Genomic DNA, 24,408 nt, shown 5'->3' on the forward strand with positions numbered 1-24,408 from the left:
GCCTGCGCTTTTTACCCAGCAGCCAGCATGATGTGCTGGTTGCCGGCGTCTGTTGCAGTTGCAGACTTGCGTGAAGGGAAGGAACGATGATGCACATTTCCACCCATACCGTTCGCTGGACGATGATGCATCTGCGGCGTCTATTCGCCTTGGTTTTGGCGTTGAGTGTTTGCGTTGCCGACAGCGCGTTCGCGCAGCAGGTGACCCAGCAAGCCGATGGCATCATCGTGCGGCCCAGCGCCGAGGGGAGCGTGCCGGTTCGGCTGCAGGTGGTGGACAGCAATCTGTTGCGGGTCAGCGCCGATCCACATGGCACCTTCCAACGCACGTCGAGTTTGATGCGCGTGCCGGTGCAGGGCGATAACAGCTTTCGTTTCGAGCGCCAGGGCGATGCGGTGTGGGTCCGGACCGCCAGATTGAGCGCGCGGGTTTCCATGATCGATGGCCACGTCAGTGTTGTCGATGCGCATGGCCGGCCGTTGTTGTCCGAAGTACCGGGTGGGCGCAGCTTCGTCCCGTTGATGGTGGAGGGCAAGGCGTACTTCAGCGTGCGTCAGCGCTTCGCCTCGCCGGCCGACGAGGCCTTTTATGGCTTCGGCCAGCACCAGCAAGGCTGGATGAATCAGAAAGGGCACAACGTCGAACTGCTGCAGAGCAATCTGGACATGGCGGTGCCGTTTTTGCTGTCCAGCCGCCACTACGGCATTTTGTGGGATAACAACGCGATCACCCGCATGGGCGATCCGCGCGGTCTGCAACCGCTACCGGCATCGCTGACCCTGTACGACGCGCAGGGCAAGCCCGGCGCGTTGACGGCGCGCTATGCGCTCGACGGCAAGCCGGTGCTGGAACGCCGCGAGAACGAGATCGACTACCAGTACATCAAAGACCTCGCCAAGTTTCCGAAACAGGCCAAGCCCGGCGACGCGCGCCGCATGCAGGTGGTCTGGGAGGGCGCGTTCGAAGCCCGCAGGGGCGGCGAGCATACGTTCTCGCTGTATGCCAGCGAATACACCAAGCTGTGGATCGACGGCAGGCTGGTGCTCGACCGCTGGCGACAGAACTGGAATCCCTGGCATCACGAATTCGCGTTGCACCTGCAGCCAGGCCAGCGGCATACGCTGAAGCTGGAATGGAGCCTGATCGATCCCAGCTACATCGCCCTGCTGCATCGCGATCCCTTGCCTGCTGCCGAGGCCAAGGATCTATCGCTGTGGTCCGAGGTCGGGCAGATGATCGACTACTACGTCGTTGCCGGCGACAACGCCGATCAAGTCATCGCCGGTTACCGTGCGCTCACCGGCAAGGCGGTGCTGCTGCCGAAGTGGGCCTACGGGTTTTGGCAGAGCCGCGAACGCTACAAGCGCCAGGACGAATTGCTCGCGGTACTGGCGGAGTATCGCCGACGCAGGTTGCCCATCGACAACATCGTGCAGGACTGGTCGTACTGGCCCGAGGATGCCTGGGGGGCACACACCTTCGACAAGAGCCGTTTTCCAGATCCCGATGGCATGGTCAAGATGGTGCACGACCTGCACGCGCAGATCATGATCTCGGTATGGCCCAAGTTCTATCCGAGTACCGCCCACTACAAAGAACTGGATGCGGCCGGCTACATCTACAGACGCAATGTCCAGGTCGGTGAACGCGACTGGATCGGCAAGGGCTACAAAAATGCCTTCTACGATCCATACGCGGCGCAGGCGCAGGCGATCTACTGGCGCCAGATCGAGGAGACGCTCAACCGCAAGGGCTTCGACGCCTGGTGGCTGGACGCCGACGAACCCGATGTGCATTCCAACCTGGACATCGCCGAGCGCAAGGCCCGTACCACGCCGACCGCGCTGGGGCCTTCGACGGAGTTCTTCAATTCCTATCCGTTGCCGCATACCCACGGCGTCTACGTCGGCGACCGTGCCGCCGACGGCAAACGCGTATTCATCCTCTCGCGCAAGGGCTACGCCGGCACGCAGCGCAATGCGGTGGCGGTGTGGAGCGGCGACATCGCATCGCGCTGGGACGATCTGCGCGAGCAAATTTCCGCCGGCGTCAACCTGTCGATGTCGGGCCTGCCGAACTGGACTTTCGACATCGGCGGTTTTGCGGTGGAGACGCGTTATGAGCACCAGGATCCGGCGCATCTGCCGGAATGGCGCGAACTCAATACGCGTTGGTTCCAGTTCGGCGCGTTCGTGCCGCTGTTCCGTTCGCACGGGCAGTTCCCGTACCGCGAGATCTGGAACATTGCCCCGGAAGGCACGCCGTATTACGCCAGCATGGCGTACTACAGTCGTCTGCGTTACACCTTGCTGCCCTACATCTACACCCTCGCTGGCGATACCTACCACCATGACGGGGTGATCATGCGCGGTTTGCCGATGGACTTTCCGGACGATCCCAAGGTCGCCGACATCAACGATCAGTACCTGTTCGGGCCGGCGTTCCTGGTCGCGCCGGTGACCCGTTTCGGCGCGACCTCGCGTCAGGTGTACCTGCCTGCTGGTACCAGCTGGATCGACTTCAACAGCGGCAAGCGCTACGACGGTGGCCAGACCATCGAGGCGGCCGCGCCGCTGGAGCGCATGCCGTTGTTCGTGCGCGCCGGCGCGATCGTGCCGACCGCGCATGTGCAGCAGTATGTCGACGAAACGCCGGATGCGCCGCTGACCCTCGTGGTCTATACCGGCACCGACGGCCGTTTCTCGCTGTACGAGGACGATGGCAAGGGCTATGGCTACGAGCAGGGCGAATTCAGCCGGATTCCATTGGCCTGGGACCAGCGTACAGGCGTGTTGACCATCGGGGCGCGCGTGGGCCGCTGGCCGGGCATGCAGACTAGGCGCAGCTTCAACGTGCGCTTCGTCGATGGCCCACGTGCCGATGCTGGCGCACTTGAGCCCATGGCCGACATCCAAGTGCAGTACCACGGCCAGGCTGTGCGTGTGGCAAAGCCTGTCCTTTCGTCTGATGCGCCGCGCTGATCTCGGTCAACCCGGCGCGAAGCCGTCTGCAGTGCGCTGAGACGGCGGTGCAGGCCTTGTTTCAATGCGCTCCAACGGGCTTCGCACTCACTGCAACGTCGATCATAGGCACGATGGCAACCTGAAGCGATGCGTGCCCGATGTCGGTGGGGCTGAGCAACCGGCGTCGGGCGGACTACACTGTGTCGATGGTGGCCAGCCCCCTGCTGCCGCTTTTTCTCCTGGAGCGACGATGGATCTGTGTGTGTGCAACGAGCGGCGGGTGCGGCGATGAGCCTGTATATCGGTCTGGATGTGGGCACTCAGAGCGTCAAACTGCTCGCCTATGATGCGGACAGTCGTCGTGTGGTCGCCATGCACGGACATACGCTGGAGCTCATCAGTCGCGACGATGGCACCCGCGAACAAGAGGCGCAGTGGTGGATCGACGGCATCCTCGCCTGCTTTGCCGCCCTTGGCGCCGAACGCCGTGCGCAGGTTCGGGCGATCGCGGTCTCCGGTCAGCAGCATGGCTTCGTGCCGCTGGACGCGCAGGGGCAGGTCACCGCGCCGGTCAAGCTGTGGTGCGATACCAGTACCCAGCGCGAGTGCGAGGAGATCATGCAGGCGGTCGGTGGTGCGCAGCGCTGCGTGGAGTTGGCCGGTAACCCGATCCTGGCCGGCTACACCGCTTCCAAGCTGCCGTGGACGCGCAAGCACCGTCACCCGGCCTATGCCGCGATGACCTCGGTGCTGTTGCCGCACGACTACGTCAACTTCTGGCTCACCGGTGAGCGTTACACCGAGTTCGGCGATGCGTCCGGCAGCGGCTGGCTGGATGTGCGCCGTCGGCAGTGGTCGGCGCCGCTGTTGCAGGCGATCGATCCGCAGCGCGATCTGGCCGCGGCGCTGCCGCCGTTGGTGCCCACCGAGACCACATTCGCCCTGTCCGCCACGGCGGCGCAGGCACTGGGATTGCCGCGCGAGGTTCGCGTGGCCACCGGTGGCGGCGACAACATGATGGCCGCGATCGGCACCGGTAATGTCGTACCTGGACGTCTCACCATGAGCCTGGGCACCTCCGGCACCCTGTTCGCTTACGCCGACCGCCCGGTGGTGGATGCCGATGCGCGTTGGGCCGCGTTCTGCTCCTCCAGTGGTGGCTGGTTGCCGCTGATCTGCACCATGAATTGCACCGTTGCCACCGAGACCATCGCACGTCTGTTCGGGATCAAGACCGGGCAGGGCGAGGCCTTGCTCGACGCCACTGCGCCCGGCGCCGGTGGCTTGGTGCTGCTGCCGTTCTTCAACGGCGAGCGCACCCCCAATCTACCGGCGGCGCGTGGTTGCCTGACCGGCATGGATCTGCACAACACCACGCCGGCGCATTTTTATCGCGCGGCGATGGAGGGGGCCAGTTACAGCTTGCGCAACGGCTTCGATGCGTTTGTCGATGCCGGCCTGCGTTTCGATTCGATCTACGTCACCGGCGGTGGCAGCAAGAGCGCCGGTTGGCGTCAGCTCATCGCCGATCTGTTCGCGCTGCCGGTGCATGTGCCGGCGCAGGCCGAGGGGGCCGCGTTCGGCGCCGCCCTGCAGGCGCTGTGGGCCGATGCCCACGCCCAAGGCGAGCGCGCCAGCCTGGCCGAGGTCGTGCTGCAGCATCAACAGGACGATGCTGCGCTCTCCGCGCAGCCGGATGCGCAACGCGGCGAACAGTACCAGGCGCATTACCGTACTTTCGCGCAGCATCTGCAGGCCATCGGCCCGCTTTACGCCGGTTGATCCTTTTTCCCACGTCATGCCTATCAGGACTTTGTAATGAGCAATTCCGTCTATATCGGCGCCAAGGAATATTTTCCGGGCATCGGCCGCATTCCGTTCGAAGGCAAAGCCTCGGACAACCCGCTGGCGTTCAAGGTCTACGACGCCGATAAGCAACTCGGCGGCAAATCCATGGCTGAGCACCTGCGTTTTGCCGTGGCGTATTGGCACAGTTTCTGCGGCAACGGCGCCGATCCGTTCGGTCCGGGCACGCGCGCCTATCCGTGGGATGCCGGTAGCGACGCACTGGCGCGGGCCGAGGCCAAGGCCGATGCGGCATTCGAATTTTTCACCAAACTCGGCGTGCCGTATTACTGCTTCCACGATGTGGATCTGGCCCCGGACGCGGAGGCCATCGGCCAGTACGAGAAGAACCTGCAGCACATGGTCGGTATTGCCAAGCAGCGCCAGGCCGACACCGGCATCAAGTTGCTGTGGGGCACGGCCAACCTGTTCTCGCATCCGCGCTATATGAACGGCGCGGCGACCAACCCGGATTTCGACGTGGTGGCGCGCGCGGCGGTGCAGGTCAAGGCGGCGTTGGAAGCGACGGTGGCCTTGGGCGGGGAGAACTACGTGTTCTGGGGCGGTCGCGAGGGCTATGCGTGCCTGCACAACACGCAGATGCGGCGCGAGCAGGAGCATTTGGCGCGCTTCCTCACTCTGGCGCGCGACTACGGACGCAGCATCGGCTTCAAGGGCAATTTCCTGATCGAGCCCAAGCCGATGGAGCCGATGAAGCACCAGTACGATTTCGACAGCGCCACGGTGGTGGGTTTTCTGCGCCAGCACGGGCTGGATCAGGATTTCAAGCTCAACATCGAGGCCAACCACGCCACGTTGTCCGGGCACAGTTTCGAGCACGATCTGCAGGTGGCCAGCGATGCGGGCCTGCTGGGCAGCATCGACGCCAACCGCGGCAATCCGCAGAACGGCTGGGACACCGACCAGTTCCCGGTGGATCTGTACGACACGGTGGGGGCGATGCTGGTGGTGCTGCGGCAGGGCGGCCTAGCGCCGGGCGGGTTGAACTTCGATGCGAAGGTGCGGCGCGAATCCTCCGATCCGCAGGACCTGTTCGTGGCGCACATCGGCGGGATGGACGCGTTCGCGCGCGGGCTGGAAGTGGCGCACGCGCTGCTGACGTCCTCGCCGCTGGAACAGTGGCGCAAGGCGCGCTACGCGAGTTTCGACAGCGGTGCGGGGGCGGCCTTCGCGGCGGGCAAGAGCACGCTGGCGGAGCTGGCCGCGCATGCGGGCAAGGTCGGCGAACCGACGCAACGCAGTGGCCGCCAGGAAGCCTACGAGAACCTGATCAACCAGTATCTGCTGCGCTGATGCGGTGTGCTGCGGTGGCCGGTGCGCCGCCGCAGCGTCATGCTGTTTTCCCCGCGCCGGCTGTCTCCTTCTTGCATGCCATCAGGTGAATCCATGTCCAGTGTTTCGATCGATCGCCACGCCGACGCGGGCGAGAACACCCGCCTCATCATCCTGATCAGTTGCGTTGCCACCATCGGCGGCTTTCTGTTTGGCTTCGATAGCGGTGTCATCAACGGCACCGTCGACGGCCTAAGGCAGACGTTCCAGTCCAGTTCCGCCGGTACCGGTTTCGAGGTCGCCTCGATGCTGCTTGGCTGCGCGGTTGGCGCGTTCCTCGCCGGCTCGTTGGCCGATCGCTGGGGGCGGCGCACGGTGTTGATCGTCTCCGCGGCGCTGTTCCTGTTGTCGGCGTTGGGGGCCGGTGCGGCGCATAACTCGCTGCTGTTCGTGTGCGCGCGGATGATGGGCGGCTTCGCCGTCGGGGCGGCCAGTGTGATGTCGCCGGCCTATATCGCCGAGGTCGCTTCGGCGCGCTACCGCGGGCGTCTGGCCACCGTGCAGCAGATCGCCATCATCGGCGGTCTGTTCTGCGCTTTTCTCAGTAATTACCTGTTGGCCAAGGCCGCTGGCGTTTCTACCCAGGCGCTGTGGCTGGAGCAGCCGGCGTGGCGTTGGATGTTCTGGATGCAGGCGCTGCCATCGGCGGCCTTTCTGCTGCTGTTGCTGGTGATTCCGGAAAGCCCGCGCTTTCTGGTGGTGAAGGGCCGCCGCGAGCAAGCTTTGACTGTGCTGACGCGGCTGTATGGCGCCAGTACGGCGCAGACCAAGCTGACCGAGATCTCCGCTTCGTTGTCGGCCGACCTGCACAAGCCGCGGCTGTCGGACCTGATCAGCCAGGTCACCGGCAAGATCCGGCCGATCGTGTGGGTCGGCATCGGTCTGGCGACTTTCCAGCAGTTGGTCGGTATCAATGTGGTGTTCTACTACGGCGCGGTGCTGTGGCAGGCGGTGGGTTTTTCCGAGAGCGACGCACTGCTGATCAACGTGCTGTCCGGCGCGCTGAGTATCGGCGCCTGCCTGATCACCGTCGTGTTGATCGATAAGATCGGGCGCAAGCCGCTGCTGTGGATCGGTTCGGCAGGCATGGCGTTGGCGTTGGCGTTGGTCACCATCGCCTTCGCCAGTGCCTCGCTGGATGCGGCTGGGAAGCTGGCGATGTCGCCGGGCATGGGCCGGTTGGCGCTGGTTGCGGCCAATGTCTACGTGGTCTTCTTCAACATGTCCTGGGGACCGGTGATGTGGGTGATGCTGGGCGAGATGTTCCCCAACCAGATCCGTGGCTCGGGCCTGGCGGTGGCCGGTGCCGCGCAATGGACGTCCAACTTCGCGATCACCGTGACCTTCCCGGTTCTGCTTGGCAGCATCGGCTTGGCCGGCGCCTACGGCATCTACACCGTTGCCGCGTTGCTGTCGGTGTTCTTCGTGCTCAAGTACGTGTACGAAACCAAGGGTAAGGAACTGGAGCAGATGCAGGGCTGACCCCGGTGCCGGCGCGTGCGAGGCGCGCCGGCGTCACCGGGAGCGGCGCGCGTATCGTGCGCGCCGCGTCCGACTCAATGCGACTGCAGGTAGCGGCTAAAGGCGAGCATGTCCACGCTGCCCCAGCCGGACGCATAGTCCCAACCCGGGCCGGCGCTGTAGCCGTCGCGATACATGCCGTTGTCGCCGATCAGGACGTCGTACTTGCTGTTCGCGTTCTTGGCATAGTCATACAACGCCGGGCCGACGAAGCCCACCCGGTTGCCATTGACTTGCAGGACCCGTGCGAGCAGGCCGGCGAAGGTTGGCGCCGCGGCGCTGGTCCCGTAGGCATAGGTGCTGACCTCGGTCCCGTAGGTGTTGCCAGTCTGCAGAACATATGCACTGCTGTCGCCCGAGCCGTTGAAGCTGACGTCGGGCACCGCGCGGTAGCCATTGGCGACCATGTTCGGGATTACGCGCTTCTGCCAGCTCGGTGCTCTGTACATCTTGCTGAGCCCGCCCTGGGTGATGCCGTAGTTGCGATGAGCGTTCCAGACTACCTCCTCGCCATACGTGGTGGGGGCGCCGGCCGGGGTGCGCAGCTCGGTTGCGCCGACCGCGATCACGTACGGGCTGGAGGCTGGGAAGGCGACTTCGCGCTGTTCCGGATGGTTCGTTAGGTCCGGATAGTAGGGCGGAGTGGAAGTGGAGCTCAGCGGCATATAGACGCCGTCGTCGCCGCTGGAGAACACGAAGTTCTGGCCATTGCTCACCGCCTGGTTCAGCGCCGTATTCACCGCCTGCAAGGTGTCCTGATAGACCTGTGCTTCCGAACCATAGATCGAGACGCTGATTACCCGCGCCTGGTCGTCGTCGGCCGCGCGCTGCATGCCGTCGATGATGCTCTTCCAGGAAAAGTCTGGCACGTTGTAAATGATCAGCGTTTTCAGTCCGCCGGACGTGCCGAGCAGCAACTGGGTGTCAATATCCCACTCGATGTCGGCCGAGAGGGAGCCGGTCGGTCGGTAGCCGGGCGAGGCAGGATCGCCGGTCTGCACCACGCGCACCATCGTGTGCAGGTTGTGCTGCGCCTGGAAGCTGGCCAGGTGCCGCAAGGTCTCGCCCATGTTACCGACCGCGATGATCGCTGCGGTGGTGCTGGTCGCCGCCGGCAGGCTGGCAGCGTCGTACAGGATGGGCAGGTCTTCCACCTGGTGCGTCACCGGCACTAGGTCCGGCGTCGCCTGCGTTGCCGCTTGCGTCGATGCGATGGTCTGCATGGCCTGCTGTGTGGTGATCTTCGGCGTCGCCGCGTTGCGTATGTTGTCCAAACCGAGTACGCCGGCCACACTGCCGGCCAACGCGGCCGGCACCTTGGCCGCCCCATCGTTGACGTAGTAACGCTGGCCGTTATCGGTGTAGCTGCGGATCGCGGTGTCGAACGCGGTTTGGATCGCGGCTACGCTCGCCTTGGCCTGCAGCAGCCTGCCGTTGCCGGCCACGCGGACGTCGCTGATGCCCTTGCCTAGCAGATAGTCCTTGACCCGTTGTACGTCGGTGACGTTCGGCATCGCGAGGGCTTTTACTCGTGCGCGCAGTGTGGGATCGCTCACGACCTGCGCAGTCAGTGCTGCGGTGGCCCGTTGCAGCGCCGCCTGGTCTGTGGGGTGCAGCAGGATACTGATCTCCAAAGTGGCGTCCAATGGCGCCGACGTCAGTGACTGGTTCGGTTGCGCGATGGGATGACCGGCGACTACTTGGCTGGCGGTCGCGGTGGCGACCCAGTCGTTGCCAGGCATGGCAGCAGCGTTGGCAATGCTGCTGCACAGTGCGATGGCCAGCAGGGTTCTACGAAATGCGGGGAGATGCATGGGCGTGACTCGCTGTGGGAAAGACAGCTTCAGTCACGCATGTAATACGATTCGATGTCAGTGCGAACTTGTCTACGACCCCGTAGAATTTTGTGATGATGGCGGATGAGCTGCATCCAACATAGTCACAAAGACAGCGGCATGTATTTATGTTACTTTATAACAATTATAAAATAATGGGTTGCCTTCGTGCCTGCTCGTTGCGTTGCGTGTGTCGTATTCGTCTACGTTGAACCCATGCTATGCCCAGGTCTGGTATGAATCGCCGTGAGTGGCTGGGCTTGGCCGGCGCGGGCGCGGCGATGCTGTGGATGCCGGGGTTCGCGCGCGCCGCGGTGCCGCGGGTATCGGCTTGCGTGCTGGAAACCGCGTCGGGGCGTCTGCAACTGCGTCTGCAACTGGATGCTGTCGTGGACTACCGCGTGTTCGCGCTGTCTGCACCGGAACGATTGGTCGTCGATCTGGCTGGTGTCGATGCGATGCCGCCGCCGATCGCGATGTCGGCACAGGACAGTGTGGTCGCTGCAATCCGGAGTGGTAGGCAGCACAATGGCCTGCGCCTGGTATTGGACCTGCGCCAGCCGGTGGCGACCCATGCGCACTGGGACGCGACCGCACCCGATACCCCTGCGCAATTGTTGCTGGATCTAGGGCCGGCTTCTTCCGCGGCGGACACCGTCGCCGATACGGCAGCGCAGGCAGCCGCTACGGTTGCGCCGCCGCCGCGTAGCGCCATCGTCGTGACCTCGCGGCCACGCGTGGTTGCTATCGACGCCGGCCACGGCGGCAAGGATCCGGGTGCGGTCAGTGCCGATGCGCGCTACGAGAAGCATGTGGCGATGGGCGTGGCGGGGCGCCTGTACCAGGCGTTGCAGGCCGATCCACGCTACCGACCGACGCTGATCCGCAGCGACGACCGTTTCGTGCCGTTGCACGAGCGGGTGGTGATTGCGCATCAGCGCAATGCCGATCTGTTCGTATCCATCCATGCCGACGCCGCCCCCAATCGCAGCGCCCAGGGAGCCTCGGTCTACGCCCTGTCGGAGAATGGCTCCAGTTCCGCGCTGGCGCGCTGGATCGCCGACAGCGAGAACAGTGCCGACCGCTATGCCAGTGCCGCCGAACGTTATCTACGGCAGAAGGACCCGGTGCTGTCCAAGGTGTTGGTGGATCTGTCGATGAGTGGCACCATCGCGTCCAGCCTGCAGTTCGGCAAGACCATGCTCGGGCGCCTGCAACAGGTGACTCGTCTGCACCAAGACGAAGTCGGACAGGCCGGTTTCGCCGTGCTCAAGTCACCGGACATCCCGTCGCTGCTGGTCGAAACCGGCTTCATGAGCAACCAGGATGATTGCAGGCGCTTGATCACGGATCGTCATCAGGACGAATTGGCGCAATCGTTGCACCTGGGGATCGACGACTATTTCCAGGCTTTCCCATTGCATGCCTGAGCCGCTGCCGCTGTTGCCGATGGCTCCTTTTTTCCAAACTGCCAAGAACCGATGAACCTGCCGATCCGCTTGCCGTTGCCCGATGTCGCCACCGACGAACCTTCTGCGATCGCCGCGCCGCTGCGCTGGGTGGGCATGGATGGCATTGCCATGCCGATTCGCTTTGACGAAGGCCAGAGCAGCGCACCGCTGGCCGCGCTGGCTGCGCTGTACGTCGATCTGCCATCGACCCAGGCCAAGGGCATCCACATGTCGCGCCTATACCGTTTGCTGGATGCGCATGCGCAGCAGCCGCTGACCCCGTCGCGGTTGGCACAGCTGCTGCGCGAGATGGTCGATAGCCATGCCGACTGCGCTTCCACAGCCGCGCGGCTGTCGTTGCGTAGCAGCCTGCTGCGACGTAGTCCGGCCCTGCGTAGCGAAGGCTTGGCCGGGTGGAAGGCGTATCCGCTGCGGATCGATTCGGAGTTTTGCCAGGGGATGGTTCGCATCACGTTGGGCGTGGAGGTGTTGTATTCCTCCACCTGTCCGTGTTCTGCGGCGCTGGCGCGGCAGCTGCTCAGCGAGGCGTTCTTGCGCGATCATGCCGAGCAGGTTTTGCTGTCGCGCGAGGCGGTTGCCGACTGGCTCGCACAGTATGGTAGTTACGCCACCCCGCACAGTCAGCGGAGTGTGGCGGCGGTGCAGGTCGGCGTCTCCACACTTGCCTTGGGCTTTGACGTGGAGGCCCTGATCGACCTGGTCGAGCAGGCGCTGGCCACGCCGGTACAGGCGGCGGTGCGGCGTGCCGACGAACAGGAGTTCGCCCGCCGCAATGGCGCCAACCTGATGTACGTGGAGGATGCCGCTCGGCGCTTGCAGCAGGCGCTGGGCGCACGCCATGCGGAGGTACAGGTGCAGGTCCGTCATCTGGAGAGCCTGCATGCGCACGATGCGGTGGCCGAGGCCGCGCTGACGTCGAGCAGACCTGTCGAGGCGATGCGCTGATCCAGTGAACCGGCAAGTTCGGCAGATGCCGACCGCGTAGACGCAAAACCCCGCCGAGGCGGGGTTTTCTTTTGACGCATCCGCGGCAGAGCAGGCGAAAATGGCGCTCCCTAGGGGGCTCGAACCCCTGTTTTAGCCTTGAGAGGGCCATGTCCTAACCACTAGACGAAGGGAGCGTTTGGTCGCGCGATTGCAGCGCGCTAGTATATGGGCCACGCCGCCCTTCGGCAATCCTGCAACCCGATACGGAAGCGCCATCATCAATCCGCCAGTTCCACCGCCGTTCACCCCGTGCGTGATCCCCCGCGATCAGCACACGATCTCGCGCAAGGACATCAGCCCCAACGCTCTGCGCGTGCTGTATAGGTTGCGCGAAGCCGGTTTCGGCGCCTATCTGGTTGGCGGCGCGGTCCGCGATTTGCTGGTCCAGTGGCAGCCAAAGGATTTCGATGTCGCCACCGACGCCACCCCCGAGCAGGTCAAGCAGCTTTTTCGCAACTGCCGTTTGATCGGGCGGCGCTTCCGTCTGGCGCACGTGGTCTATGGCCGCGAAATCATCGAGGTCGCTACCTTCCGCGCAAATGTCGACGACGGCAGCGGCGACCGCGAGCTCGACAATGGTCGTTTGGTTCGCGACAACGTTTACGGCAGCATCGAGGACGACGCGCTCCGCCGCGATTTCACCTGCAATGCCTTGTATTACGCCATCGAGGATTTCTCGGTGCGCGACTACACCGGTGGCTTCGAGGACGTGCAGGCGCGGCTGATGAAGTTGATCGGCGATCCCGAGCAGCGCTATCGCGAGGATCCGGTGCGTATGTTGCGCGCGGTGCGGCTGGCGGCCAAGCTCGGTTTCCAGATCGATGCCGGTACCGCCGAACCGATCCCGCGTCTGGCGGGGTTACTGGCCGAAGCGGCGCCAGCGCGGCTGTTCGAGGAGGTACTCAAGCTGTTTCTGTCCGGCCACGGCGTGGCTAGCTTCGAAGGACTGGAGCGGCACGGCTTGCTTGCCGCGCTGTTTCCGGAAAGTACAGCGGCGCTGCATTCCAACCGCAGTGGTGCGTTACGACGGATGTTGATCGATGGTCTTCGCAACACCGATACGCGGGTTGCTAACGACGAACCGGTGTCGCCGGCGTTCTTGTTCGCGTTGCTATTGTGGCCAGCCTACTGCCGCGCGCTGATGACCCTGCAAAAGCAAGGCATGCAGACGGAAGAGGCCCAGCGCCGTGCCGCCGACCGGGTGACCTTGCATCAATTGGGGACCGTGGCGCTGCCGCGGCGCTTTTCGCTGCCGATGCAGGAAATCTGGTTGTTGCAATCGCGTTTCAGCTCGCGTCAGCGCAAGCGGGTGATGCGGACGCTGTCGCACCCGCGTTTCCGTGCCGCGTTCGATTTTCTGATCGTGCGCCAATCCGCTTCCGACGAGCACGCTGCCGATATCGCGTATTGGCGCGAACTGCAACAACAGCCGGGTTACGCGCCGCCACCGCGCGGCTTCGATCCGGAGATCGACTATGTCGGCGACGAACTGCCCTTGGCACCACCGGCCGATAGCGAAGAAACTCCCAAGCGCCGTCGGCGTCGTCGGCGGCGTCCGGATGCCGCCGCTCCCGTCGAGTGAGCGCGGGTGCCGTTGCCCCTGTCCATGCCTGCATTGGCTTAGGTGGCAACCTCGGCGACGCTGTGGCGACACTACGCGCGGGATTGGCCGCATTGGACACGCTGCCGCAAACGCGCCTGCTATGTGCCTCGCAGTTGTACCGAAGCCCAGCCTGGGGCAATCAGGCGCAGCCGGATTTCATCAATGCCGCCGCGCTGGTGTCAACCGGGCTATCGGCTTCGGCGTTATTGCAGGCTCTGCTTGCGTTGGAAACCCGGCATGGCCGGCAGCGCCATCCGGCCGAGCGCTGGGGGCCGCGTACCCTGGACTTGGATCTGTTGCTGTACGCTGAGGCGGTGATCGACCTTCCTGGGCTGCAGGTGCCGCATCCGTTCCTGCACGCGCGTGGTTTCGCGCTGCTGCCGCTGGCCGAGATCGCTGCCGGGGCGACGATTCCCGGCCATGGCACGGTGCGCGAAGCATGCGAGCGCATCGACACCAGCGCAATCGTGCCAATCGGTAGATAATGGTCGGCTCATTACCGCCGCACATGAGCTTATGAGCAGCCACGCCGACAGCAAGCCCTGGACCGTTCCCGCCCTGGCCGATGCCAAGCGCCGCCAGCAGAAGCTGGTGATGTTGACGGCCTACGATGCCGGCTTCGCCCGCGTGTTCGACGCCAGTGGCGTGGACATGATCCTGATCGGCGATTCGCTGGGCATGGTGGTGCAGGGCCACGATTCGACCCTTCCTGTCAGTGTGGACGATATCGCCTACCACACCGCGGCGGTGGCGCGGGTGTTGCAACGGGCGCTGCTGGTCGCCGACCTGCCGTTCCAGTCCGATGCCACGCCCGAACGTGCCTTGGATGCGGCGACACGGCTGTTGCAGGCCGGCGCGGAAATGGTCAAGTTGGAAGGTGCCGGTTACAAGCTCGAGGTGATCCGTTTCCTCAGCGAACGCGATATCCCGGTCTGCGCGCATCTGGGGCTGACCCCGCAATCGGTGTTGACCTTCGGCGGCTACAAGGTGCAGGGCCGCGAGGCCGCCGCCGCCGCCAAGCTGCGCGAGGATGCCAACGCCGTGGCCGCCGCCGGCGCCGCGCTGGTGGTGCTGGAATGCGTGCCGTCGCCGCTGGCCGCACGCATCACCGCCGAGCTGACCATTCCCACGATCGGTATCGGCGCCGGCCCCGGGTGCGACGGCCAGGTGTTGGTGATGCACGACTTTCTCGGTCTGGACAGCGGTCACCGCCGTCCGCGCTTCGTCAAGGATTTCCTGGCCGAAGGTGGCTCTGTCGCCGGTGCGGCGCGCGCGTATGCCGAGGCGGTACGCGCCGGGACTTTCCCCGACGCCGAACACGCCTACGCCCAATGATCCAGACCATCACCGAACTGGCGAGCTTGCGAGCGGTCGTCAGTGATTGGAAGCGGCAGGGCCTGCGCGTGGCCTTTGTCCCGACCATGGGCAATCTGCACCCGGGGCATTTCTCGCTGGTGACCTTGGCCCGGCAGCAGGCCGACCGCGTGGTGTCCAGCGTGTTCGTCAATCCGACTCAGTTCGGGCCAAACGAGGACTTCACCCGCTACCCGCGCACGCCCGAGGCCGACACCAGCGGGCTGTACCAAGCCGGTTGCGACGTACTGTGGCTGCCGACCGTGGAGAGCATGTATCCCTTGGGCGTGGAGCTGGCCTTGCGTATGCATACCCCGGGTGTGAGCGAGGTGCTGGAAGGCGCGTGCCGTCCCGGTCATTTCGATGGCGTCTGCACGGTGGTCGCGCGTCTGTTCAATCAGGTGCAGCCTGACTTGGCCGTGTTCGGCAAAAAGGATTATCAACAACTGGCGGTGATCCGGCAGATGGTCGCCGACCTCGCATTCCCGATCCAGATCATCGGCGGGGCCATCGTGCGCGATGCCGACGGCCTGGCGATGAGCTCGCGTAACCAGTATCTGTCCGCCGAGGAGCGGCCGCGCGCGGCGCACATCCACCGCACCCTGCAGGCGATGCGCGAGGCCCATCTGGCCGGGCTTGCGCGCGCGCAGGTGGAGGCGGCGGCGGCCGCGCAGTTGCAGGCGGTTGGTTTCGAGGTGGATTACACGGTGCTGCGCCGGCCCGACCTGAGCGAACCGCAGGATCGGGCCGGCCCGCGCGTGGCGCTGATCGCCGCGCGCCTGGGGCGGACCCGGTTGATCGACAACCTGGAGTTCTGAGCCGTTGGCCGCCAGGCTACTGCGGCGAGGAGCGGACGCCGCCGCACCCCTCGACTGCTAAACTGCACGCCTTTCCTGACCGCAGTGCCGTCCGCATGCAACTGAGCCTGTTGAAAACCAAGATCCATCGCGCCACCGTCACCCATTCCGAACTCAACTACGAAGGATCGGTCGCGATCGACGGACTGCTGCTGGATGCCACCGGGATTCGCGAGTTCGAGCAGGTGCATATCTGGGACGTCACCAACGGCGCGCGCCTGAGCACCTACGCGATCCGTGCCGACGAGGGTAGTGGCATCATCTCGCTCAACGGTGGCGCGGCACGCCATGTGCAGGTCGGCGATCTCGTCATCATCGCTGCCTTCGCCAGCATGAGCGAGGAAGAGGCCGCGCGCTTCCAGCCGACTCTGGTGTACGTGGACGGCAACAACGCGATTACTCACACCAACCACAGCATTCCAAAGCAGGCCGTATGACACAGTCCACCGGTTTCGACGCACTGCTCTCCCACGCCCAGCGCCTGCGCGGGGCGCGCCTTCCCGAACTGCTCGCGGCCGAACCCGGCCGTGCCGATACCTTGGCGATGCAGGTCGGGCCGCTGTATTTCAATTTCGCCCGGCAAAAATACGACCGCGCGGCGCTGGAGGCGTTGTTGGCGCTGGCCGCCGAGCACGATGTCGCCGGTGCGTTCCAGCGCCTGTTCCGCGGCGAAACGGTCAATGTCACCGAGGGCCGCGCCGCGTTGCACACGGCCTTGCGCGGCGATCTCACCGATGCGGCGGTGGCCAGCCAGGCGCACGCCAGCGCGCGCGAGGTGCAGCAGCGCATGCGTGCGCTGATTGCCGCGTTGGCCCAGACCGAGGTCACCGACATCGTCAGCGTCGGCATCGGCGGTTCCGACCTGGGGCCGCGTCTGGTCGCCGATGCGTTGCGTCCGGTCAGCGGCGCGCGCTTCCGTGTGCATTTCGTGTCCAACGTGGACGGCGCGGCGATGCAGCGCACGCTTGCCACGCTGGATCCGGCGCGTACCGCCGGTGTGCTGATTTCCAAGACCTTCGGCACGCAGGAAACCCTGCTCAACGGGCAAATCCTGCGTGATTGGCTCGGTGGCAGCGAGCGCCTGTTCGCGGTCAGCGCCAATCCTGAGCGTGCGGCCAAGGCGTTCGACATCGCCGCCGGACGCGTGCTGCCGATGTGGGATTGGGTCGGCGGCCGCTATTCGTTGTGGTCGGCGGTTGGTTTCCCCATCGCGCTGGCGATCGGCGCCGATGCGTTCGAGCAATTGCTGGCCGGCGCGGCGCAGTTCGACGATCACGCCTTGAACGCGCCGTTGCAGCAGAACGTGGCGGTGCTGCATGCCTTGACCACGCTGTGGAACCGCAACGTGCTCGGTCATGCGACGCAGGCGGTGATGACCTACGACCAGCGTCTGGCATTGTTGCCGGCGTATCTGCAGCAGTTGGTGATGGAGAGCCTGGGCAAGCGCGTGCGTCTGGACGGCACTCCGGTCCAGTCCGACACCGTGCCGGTGTGGTGGGGTGGTGCGGGGACCGATGTGCAGCACAGCTTCTTCCAGGCGCTGCATCAGGGCACCAGCATCGTGCCGGCCGACTTCATCGGCTGCGTGCGCAGCGACGACCCGTATACCGTCAACCACCAGGCCTTGCTGGCCAACCTGCTGGCGCAGACCGAGGCGCTGGCCAACGGGCAGGGCAGCGACGATCCGGCCCGCGACTACCCCGGTGGCCGTCCGAGCACGCTGATTTTGCTCGATGCGTTGACGCCGCAGGCATTGGGTGCGTTGATCGCGATGTACGAGCACAGCGTGTACGTGCAATCGGTGATCTGGGGAATCAACGCGTTCGATCAGTTCGGCGTGGAACTGGGCAAGCAGTTGGCCAGCCAGTTGTTGCCGGCGTTGCAGGGCAAAGCCACCGAGGTCGCCGACCCGGTGACACGCGCGGTGCTGGCGCGCTTGCGCGGCTGAGTATCACGGCATGCACACGGGGTCTTCTGGCCCCGCGTGGTTCGCAGCATGCCGTACAGGCGATGCCGCAGCAGGCGTCGTCCTGCGTGGCCGGTCGGGCTGCTTTCTTGACCCCGTCCTGTCCACGCTTCGCGCCAGGCTGCATCGCGCACGCGCGCAGTCTACAAATTCGTCCATATTGCGACGCAACAAAACCCACGGGAGTGTCGCGGGTGCTGCCACCGCCGCCGCGCATGCGAAGGCGGTGCAGAACAGCCAAAGCGGATATTTCATCGCTATAGCGTCAGTCGATATCCATCGACAACCACGGCATATCGCGTGGCGTGGTTGACAGCCTCGGGGCGATTCGGGAAGCGTAGGCGTCGGTCGCGCATCGCGGTGGGCGAGGCGGCCGTTGTCTGGCATGCGTTCGCCGTTCCTGGGAGGGAGTTGCTTGGATACACAGCTTGCTGGCGCGATCGCGCCGTTTCGTCATGCGTTGGCCGTTGCCGCTGGGTTGGGGCTGCTGGCCCTGGGGGCTGTGGCGGCTGGACGTTCTTCGGCCGCTGTTCCGGCACCGGCTATGACCGCCGCTACACCGGCGATCCATCCGGCGCTGTGGCCGTCGCCGGCCTGGCCGTTGCCGGAAGACCCGGCACTGGAGGCGCGCCTGACCAAGCTGATGGCGCAGATGACGCTGGAGCAGAAGGTCGGGCAGATCGTGCAGGGCGATATCGCCAGCATGACCCCGGAGGATGTGCGCAAATATCACATCGGCTCGGTGCTGGCCGGCGGTAATTCCGATCCCGGTGGCAAATACGACGCCAGTCCTGCGCAGTGGCTGGCGTTGGCCGATGCGTATTACACCGCGTCGATGGAAAAGACCGGTTCCGGCCCGGCGATCCCGATCATCTTCGGAATCGATGCCGTGCACGGGCAGAGCAACATCGTCGGCGCCACGCTGTTCCCGCACAACATCGGTCTTGGCGCCACCCGCGACCCGGAGCTGATACGCAAGATCGGCGAAGTCACCGCCGCCGAGACCCGCACCACCGGCATGGAGTGGACCTTCGCGCCGACCGTGGCGGTGCCGCAGGACGACCGCTGGGGCCGCACCTACGAGGGCTATTCGGAATCGCCGGAGGTGGTGTCCAGTTTTGCCGGCAAGATGGTCGAGGGTTTGCAAGGCGTGCCTGGCCAGCCGGGTTTCCTCGATGGCAGCCACGTGATCTCCTCGGTGAAGCATTTCCTCGGCGATGGCGGCACCACCGACGGCAAGGATCAGGGCGATACCCGGGTCAGCGAGCTGCAGTTGCGCGACATCCACGGTGCGGGCTATCCACCGGCGATTGCCGCTGGCGCGCAGTCGGTTATGGCCTCGTTCAATAGTTTCAACGGCGTCAAGATGCACGGCAACAAGGTGATGCTGACCGACGTGCTGAAGGGGCAGATGCATTTCGGTGGGTTCGTGGTCGGCGACTGGAACGGCCATGGTCAGGTTCCCGGTTGTCGCAACGACGATTGTCCGGCGGCGTTCAACGCCGGCGTGGACATGCTGATGGCGCCAGATAGTTGGAAGGGGTATTACGAAAGTGCGCTGAAGGCGGTGAAGTCCGGCGAGATTCCGATGGCGCGGCTGGATGATGCGGTGCGGCGGATTTTGCGGGTGAAGCTGCGGCTGGGCCTGTTCGAGGCCGGCAAGCCGTCGCAGCGCCCGCTCGGCGGCAAGTTCGAACTGCTCGGCGCGCCCGCGCATCGTGCAGTGGCGCGTCAGGCGGTACGCGAGTCGCTGGTGCTCTTGAAGAACCAGAACCACCTGCTACCGCTCAAGCCGCAGACTCGGCTCCTGGTCGTTGGCGATGGCGCCAACGACATGGGTAAGCAATGCGGCGGTTGGACCCTGAACTGGCAGGGCACCGGCACCAAGCGCGCCGACTATCCGCATGCCACGACCATCTGGGAGGGGCTGCGGGAACAGATCCAGGCTGCCGGTGGCAGCGCCGAGTTGGCGATCGACGGCAAGTATACGAATAAGCCTGATGTGGCGGTGGTGGTGTTTGGCGAAAATCCCTACGCCGAGTTCCAGGGCGACATCGCCACGCTGCTGTACAAACCCGGCGACGACAGCGATCTGCAACTGATCAAAAAGCTCAAAGCCGATGGTATTCCGGTCGTGGCGGTGTTCCTGAGCGGACGTCCGTTGTGGGTGAACCGCGAGATCAACGCCGCCGATGCGTTCGTCGCTGCCTGGTTGCCGGGATCGGAAGGTGGCGGCATTGCCGATGTGCTGCTGCGCAAACCCGATGGGCAGCTTCAGTACGATTTCCACGGCAAGCTCAGCTATTCCTGGCCGCGTTCGGCGGTGCAGTACGCCAACAATGTCGGGCAGAAAAACTATAACCCGCAGTTCGCATTCGGTGAGGGCCTGACTTATGCCGACAAGGGCGATCTGAACCGTCTTTCCGAAGTTTCCGGCGTGTCCGGCGCGCAGGCGGTGGGCGGGGTGTACTTCGAACGCGGCAAGCCCGCGGCGGGCATCAACCTGATCCTGCAAGGTGGTACGCAGGCCAATCTGCCGGCAGCGACTGTGCCGGTGGCGCTGGCCGACGGCGCGCTGAAGGTCACCGCGATCGACTACAAGGCGCAGGAGGACGCACGTCGCTTCGTCTGGTCGGGCAAGGGTAAGGCCGCGTTGGCGCTGGTGCTGCCCAGGCCGCTGGATGTCTCGCGTGAGAGCAATGGCGATCTGCAATTGATTCTTACCATGAAAGTGGATGCGCCGCCGGCTGGCGCCACTAGCATCGGTGTGAATTGTGGTCATGGTTGCGCGGCACAGGTGCCATGGGGCAAGGCGTTGGCCGCGTGGCCCAAGGGCGAATGGCACACGCTGGGAGTACCGCTGAAGTGCTTCGCGGTCGTCGGTGCGGACCTCGCCAAACTCGAGCGGCTTCCCGTGATCGAGAGCGATGCCGCATTGGATCTTTCGGTCTCGCGAATTGCGCTGGGTTCCAGCAACGACGCGCAGCGCATGCTCGATTGTCCGTTGCGTTGATTGGCGGATCTGTGGCGCTGGCGTGGGTGCTCAACCTCGCCGGATGCGAACATTGCCGCATCGCCGATGATGTTCACCGCGTGCGATGCTGCCGCACAGGGTGAGAAAGGCGTGATAGTCAGGAGCGCTGCCCGTGCGGGCGGTGTCGTACTCAACGATGCGACAGGGCCGAGGCTCGTAGGAGAACGCCATGGGTTTGGCGAGGTTGGATGTAGCGATCGTGCTGGTGTACCTGGCGGGCATCTTCGTGCTTGCGCAGTGGGTGTCGCGGGAGAAAGCCGGGCATCGCAAGAGTGCCGAGGATTACTTCCTGGCGGGCAAGACCTTGCCGTGGTGGGCGATTGGCGCTTCGCTGATAGCAGCGAACATTTCTGCCGAGCAGATCATCGGCATGGCCGGCTCCGGCTATGCGATCGGCCTGGCAATCGCTTCCTACGAATGGATGGCGGCGCTGACCTTGTTGATCGTCGGCAAGTTCTTCCTGCCGGTGTTTTTGCGCAATGGCATCTATACCATGCCGCAGTTCCTGGAACAACGCTACGGCAAGTGGATCCGCACGCTGATGGCGGTGTTCTGGCTGCTGCTGTACGTGTTCGTCAACCTGACCTCGATCCTGTGGTTGGGATCGATCGCGGTGAGCCAGGTTACCGGCATGGACCAGACTCTGGCGCTGGCTTTGATCGGTGTGTTCGCTCTTGTCTATCAGTTGTACGGTGGCCTCAAGGCGGTGGCGCTGACCGACATCGTGCAGGTCACCTTGCTGGTGCTGGGCGGTTTGCTGGTCGCCGGGCTGACCCTGTCGCGTATCGGCGATGGTGCCGGCGTGCTGGCCGGCTTCAAGCATCTATGGAGCGCGCATCCGGAGCACTTCCACATGATCCTGTCCAGGGACAATCCCTTCTACAAGGATCTGCCGGGCTTGAGCGTGCTGTTCGGCGGACTGTGGGTGATGAACATCAGCTACTGGGGCTTCAATCAGTACATCATCCAGCGCGCATTGGCTGCCCAGAACATCGGCCAAGCGCAGAAAGGCATCGTGTTCGCCGCCTTCTTGAAGCTGTTGATGCCGGCGGTGGTGGTGGTGCCGGGTATCGCCGCGGTGGTGCTGGCGCCGGCTCTGGCTAAACCCGACCAAGCCTATCCGACCATGATGCAACTGTTGCCCAGCGGCATGCTCGGCCTGGTGTTCGCCGCGTTGGTGGCGGCGATCGTGGCCTCGCTGGCATCGAAGATCAATTCGGTGGCGACCATCTTCACGTTGGACTTCTACGCCAAGCTCCGCCCGCAAGCCGACCAGAAACGCTTGGTGCGCGTTGGCCGGGTTGCCGCCGTGTCGTCGGTGTTGATCGGTATTCTTGCCGCGCGCCCGCTGTTGGGTAATTTCGACCAGGGTTTCCAGTTCATCCAGGAGTTCACCGGCTTTTTTACCCCCGGCGTGGTGGTGATCTTCATGCTGGGCTTGTTCTGGAAGCGTGCCAACGAGGCAGGCGCGCTGAGCGCGGCGGTCGGTTCTGTCCTGCTGTCGGTCGTGTTGAAAAAACTGTGGCCGGAACTGCCGTTTATGGACCGCATCGGATTGGTGTTCGTGCTGTCGCTGCTGTCGGCGGTGCTGGTGTCGCTACTGACTCCCCAGGCGCCAGCGCGAGACTTGATCCGCACCGACGACGTACGCTATGCCACCGCGCTCGGCTTCAAGCTCGGCGCCACGGTGGTAATCGCGATTCTGATTGCGCTCTACGCGGTGTTCTGGTGAGTGCTGTCCGGCGAGGGGCGGTGGCGCGGCGCGCTCACGCGCCGTGCCAGGGTGTTGCCAGCCACGCGTCCAGCGCGGCGGCCGACATTGGCTTTGCGATCCAGTAACCCTGGCCTTCGTCGCAGCCCCAGTCGCGCAGCATCTGGTACACGGTTTCGCTCTCGATGCCCTCGGCCACGACCTGCTGGCCGAAGTCGTGGCCGAGACGGATCATCGCTGGTACCAGCACGCTGTCGCTGCGGCTCGCGGGCAATGTGCGGATGAACGATTGGTCGATCTTCAGGGCGTGGGCGGGGATGCTTTTGAGGTAACCGAGGTTGCTGTAGCCGGTGCCGAAGTCGTCGATGGCGATTTTCACCCCGAGTGCGCTGATTTGTTGCAGTTGTTCGGCGACCCGTTGCGGATGGCGGATCATCGCGCTTTCGGTGAACTCGATTTCGATGGCGCCCGGTGCAAGTGCGTGCTGTGCCAGCAGGCTACGCAGGTTGGTGATGAAATCCGCTTGCTCCAGATCCACTGCCGACACGTTCAACGACACGGCGAAGCGATGTCCACGCTGTTGCCACAGCGCGGCCTGGGCGATGCCGGTTTGCAGCACCCAGGCGGTGATCTGCGGCATCAGCGCGGTCTTCTCTGCCAGTGGAATGAAATTATTGGGCGCGACCGCCCCCAGCAGCGGATGCTCCCAACGCAGCAGCGCTTCCACTCCGGTGCAGGCACCGCTGTGCATGCTTACTCGCGGTTGGTAGTGCAGGCTCAGTTGGCCGTGTGCGCTCAGCGCTTCCGGAAGCGCGGCCAGGATCCGGAATGCGCTGCGCTGGTTGGCGTCATGGCTGAGTTCGTACAGGCTCCAGCGCAGGCCGCGCTGGCGTGCCATATCCACGGCGGTCGTCAGTGAGCGCAGGGTATGGTTGGCGCTCAATCCGCCGTCCAGGTAGACCGCGCCGAGCGAGGGGGTGGCCACGTGCGGGATACCCTGGTGTTCGATCGCCAAGGTGAAGGCGTCGCAGACTCGATCGCACCATTGCGCCAGCTTGTCCTCGTCGCTGCCTTCGATCACGAACACGAACGTGGTGGTGTCGATGCGATAGAGCGGTATCCCATCCAGTGCCTGCACCAGCCGGTCGCGTGAGGACAGCAGGTAACCTTCGGCGTATTCCCATCCCAGCGCCTTGACCATCTCGCGGAAGTACTTGGTTCCGCACACGTCCACTGCCACGGCGGTGTTGTGCTGCTGCGTGCCTTGCAGTGAGAGCCACATGGTCAGGTCTTCGTTGAAACGCAGGCGGTTGGGCAGTTGGGTGAGCGGGTCGATGAATCCGGCGTTGCGCAGGGCGTCGATGCGGATCATCAGGATGTCGCGCAGGTCTTCCAGGGTCTTACGCGACGACTCGTCGAAGTCCTGGCGCGGTTCGGTGTCGACCACGCACAACGCGCCCAGATTGGCGCCGTCGGCCATCAATAGGGGGGCCCCGGCATAAAAACGCACGAATGGCGGCCCGGTCACCAGCGCGCTGTCGCGAAAACGCGGATCCTCGCGGGCGTCGAGGACCACCAGCAGTTCTGTACTCTGGATCGTGTATGCGCAGAACGCCTGGCTGCGCGGGGTTTCTGCGGTGTCCACACCGATTTTGGACTTGAACCACTGGCGCCGCTCGTCGACCAGCGACACCATCGCGATCGGCACCTTCAGGTGACGCGCGGCCAATTGCGTGATCAGGTCGAAGACGAGGTCCGCCGGGGTGTCCAGCAGGCAGAGTTGCTGCAGGACATTCAGTCGTGTTGGTTCGTCCAGCAGCGTGGGGGGAGGGAAGATGGACATGCTGATTTAGCGGCCTTGGGGGAGAGGGCTTGAGGAACGATGGACGGGTAGGAGGCGCAGCGTTC

Annotated in this window: 16 protein-coding genes and 1 tRNA gene; 14 read left to right on the forward strand and 3 right to left on the reverse strand. The window is 64.4% G+C overall.

Features of this window, described 5'->3' with window-relative positions; all coding sequences use genetic code 11:
* Positions 1-89 precede the first annotated feature (89 nt).
* The 4 genes from XaFJ1_RS05680 (at position 90) to XaFJ1_RS05695 (ending at position 7,643) form a co-directional block, all read left to right on the forward strand.
* Positions 90-2,981, forward strand: coding sequence for a TIM-barrel domain-containing protein (locus XaFJ1_RS05680; protein WP_080929779.1), 2,892 nt, complete (start codon positions 90-92; stop codon positions 2,979-2,981).
* Between the two features lie 270 nt (positions 2,982-3,251).
* On the forward strand, positions 3,252-4,745 hold the full coding sequence (gene xylB, locus XaFJ1_RS05685; RefSeq protein WP_012915712.1) for a xylulokinase: 1,494 nt from the start codon (positions 3,252-3,254) through the stop codon (positions 4,743-4,745).
* A gap of 36 nt (positions 4,746-4,781) precedes the next feature.
* Complete coding sequence (gene xylA / locus XaFJ1_RS05690; protein ID WP_012914629.1) at positions 4,782-6,122, forward strand: xylose isomerase; 1,341 nt, start codon at positions 4,782-4,784, stop codon at positions 6,120-6,122.
* Between the two features lie 93 nt (positions 6,123-6,215).
* A complete protein-coding gene (locus XaFJ1_RS05695; RefSeq protein WP_012915713.1) occupies positions 6,216-7,643 on the forward strand; it encodes a sugar porter family MFS transporter in 1,428 nt (475 codons plus the stop codon).
* A 74-nt stretch (positions 7,644-7,717) separates the two neighbouring features.
* On the opposite strand, the gene XaFJ1_RS05700 is transcribed toward XaFJ1_RS05695, so the two are convergent.
* Complete coding sequence (locus XaFJ1_RS05700) at positions 7,718-9,496, reverse strand: S53 family peptidase (RefSeq protein ID WP_012915714.1); 1,779 nt, start codon at positions 9,494-9,496, stop codon at positions 7,718-7,720.
* A 257-nt stretch (positions 9,497-9,753) separates the two neighbouring features.
* Between XaFJ1_RS05700 and XaFJ1_RS05705 the strand changes: the two genes are divergently transcribed.
* Together XaFJ1_RS05705 and folE2 are read left to right on the forward strand one after the other, a co-directional pair.
* The gene (locus XaFJ1_RS05705) at positions 9,754-10,947 is read left to right on the forward strand and encodes an N-acetylmuramoyl-L-alanine amidase (protein ID WP_012915715.1); all 1,194 of its coding nucleotides are present in this window, start codon (positions 9,754-9,756) and stop codon (positions 10,945-10,947) included.
* A gap of 63 nt (positions 10,948-11,010) precedes the next feature.
* The gene (gene folE2 / locus XaFJ1_RS05710; protein ID WP_187388441.1) at positions 11,011-11,934 is read left to right on the forward strand and encodes a GTP cyclohydrolase FolE2; all 924 of its coding nucleotides are present in this window, start codon (positions 11,011-11,013) and stop codon (positions 11,932-11,934) included.
* A gap of 101 nt (positions 11,935-12,035) precedes the next feature.
* Here folE2 and XaFJ1_RS05715 read toward each other — a convergent pair.
* Positions 12,036-12,110 (reverse strand) — tRNA-Glu (locus tag XaFJ1_RS05715).
* Between the two features lie 29 nt (positions 12,111-12,139).
* Between XaFJ1_RS05715 and pcnB the strand changes: the two genes are divergently transcribed.
* The 8 genes from pcnB (at position 12,140) to XaFJ1_RS05755 (ending at position 22,521) form a co-directional block, all read left to right on the forward strand.
* A complete protein-coding gene (gene pcnB / locus XaFJ1_RS05720; RefSeq protein WP_080928195.1) occupies positions 12,140-13,558 on the forward strand; it encodes a polynucleotide adenylyltransferase PcnB in 1,419 nt (472 codons plus the stop codon).
* Positions 13,555-14,064 carry a 2-amino-4-hydroxy-6-hydroxymethyldihydropteridine diphosphokinase gene (gene folK, locus XaFJ1_RS05725; protein ID WP_045756793.1) on the forward strand — a complete coding sequence of 170 codons (510 nt, stop codon included), beginning with the start codon at positions 13,555-13,557 and terminating at the stop codon, positions 14,062-14,064. Before pcnB ends, folK begins: the two co-directional genes overlap by 4 nt.
* Positions 14,065-14,095: 31 nt before the next feature.
* The gene (gene panB, locus XaFJ1_RS05730) at positions 14,096-14,914 is read left to right on the forward strand and encodes a 3-methyl-2-oxobutanoate hydroxymethyltransferase (RefSeq protein ID WP_012915719.1); all 819 of its coding nucleotides are present in this window, start codon (positions 14,096-14,098) and stop codon (positions 14,912-14,914) included.
* Complete coding sequence (gene panC / locus XaFJ1_RS05735; protein ID WP_012915720.1) at positions 14,911-15,750, forward strand: pantoate--beta-alanine ligase; 840 nt, start codon at positions 14,911-14,913, stop codon at positions 15,748-15,750. Before panB ends, panC begins: the two co-directional genes overlap by 4 nt.
* 95 nt (positions 15,751-15,845) lie before the next feature.
* Positions 15,846-16,226: an aspartate 1-decarboxylase gene (gene panD / locus XaFJ1_RS05740; protein WP_012915721.1), complete on the forward strand. Its 381-nt coding sequence runs from the start codon at positions 15,846-15,848 to the stop codon at positions 16,224-16,226.
* Positions 16,223-17,737 (forward strand): glucose-6-phosphate isomerase, encoded by a 1,515-nt coding sequence (pgi, locus tag XaFJ1_RS05745; protein ID WP_012915722.1) that lies wholly within the window; start codon positions 16,223-16,225, stop codon positions 17,735-17,737. The genes panD and pgi overlap by 4 nt, the downstream gene beginning before the upstream one ends.
* 433 nt (positions 17,738-18,170) lie before the next feature.
* On the forward strand, positions 18,171-20,768 hold the full coding sequence (locus tag XaFJ1_RS05750) for a glycoside hydrolase family 3 protein (RefSeq protein ID WP_425509568.1): 2,598 nt from the start codon (positions 18,171-18,173) through the stop codon (positions 20,766-20,768).
* A 190-nt stretch (positions 20,769-20,958) separates the two neighbouring features.
* Entirely contained in the window at positions 20,959-22,521 is a 1,563-nt protein-coding gene (locus XaFJ1_RS05755) for a sodium/sugar symporter (protein ID WP_012915724.1), read from the forward strand.
* A 34-nt stretch (positions 22,522-22,555) separates the two neighbouring features.
* Here the strand turns inward: XaFJ1_RS05755 and XaFJ1_RS05760 are convergent, their stop codons facing one another.
* Positions 22,556-24,343 carry a putative bifunctional diguanylate cyclase/phosphodiesterase gene (locus XaFJ1_RS05760; RefSeq protein ID WP_012915725.1) on the reverse strand — a complete coding sequence of 596 codons (1,788 nt, stop codon included), beginning with the start codon at positions 24,341-24,343 and terminating at the stop codon, positions 22,556-22,558.
* Positions 24,344-24,408: the final 65 nt, after the last annotated feature.

The sequence above is a fragment of the Xanthomonas albilineans genome, assembly GCF_009931595.1.
Taxonomy (GTDB): domain Bacteria; phylum Pseudomonadota; class Gammaproteobacteria; order Xanthomonadales; family Xanthomonadaceae; genus Xanthomonas_A; species Xanthomonas_A albilineans.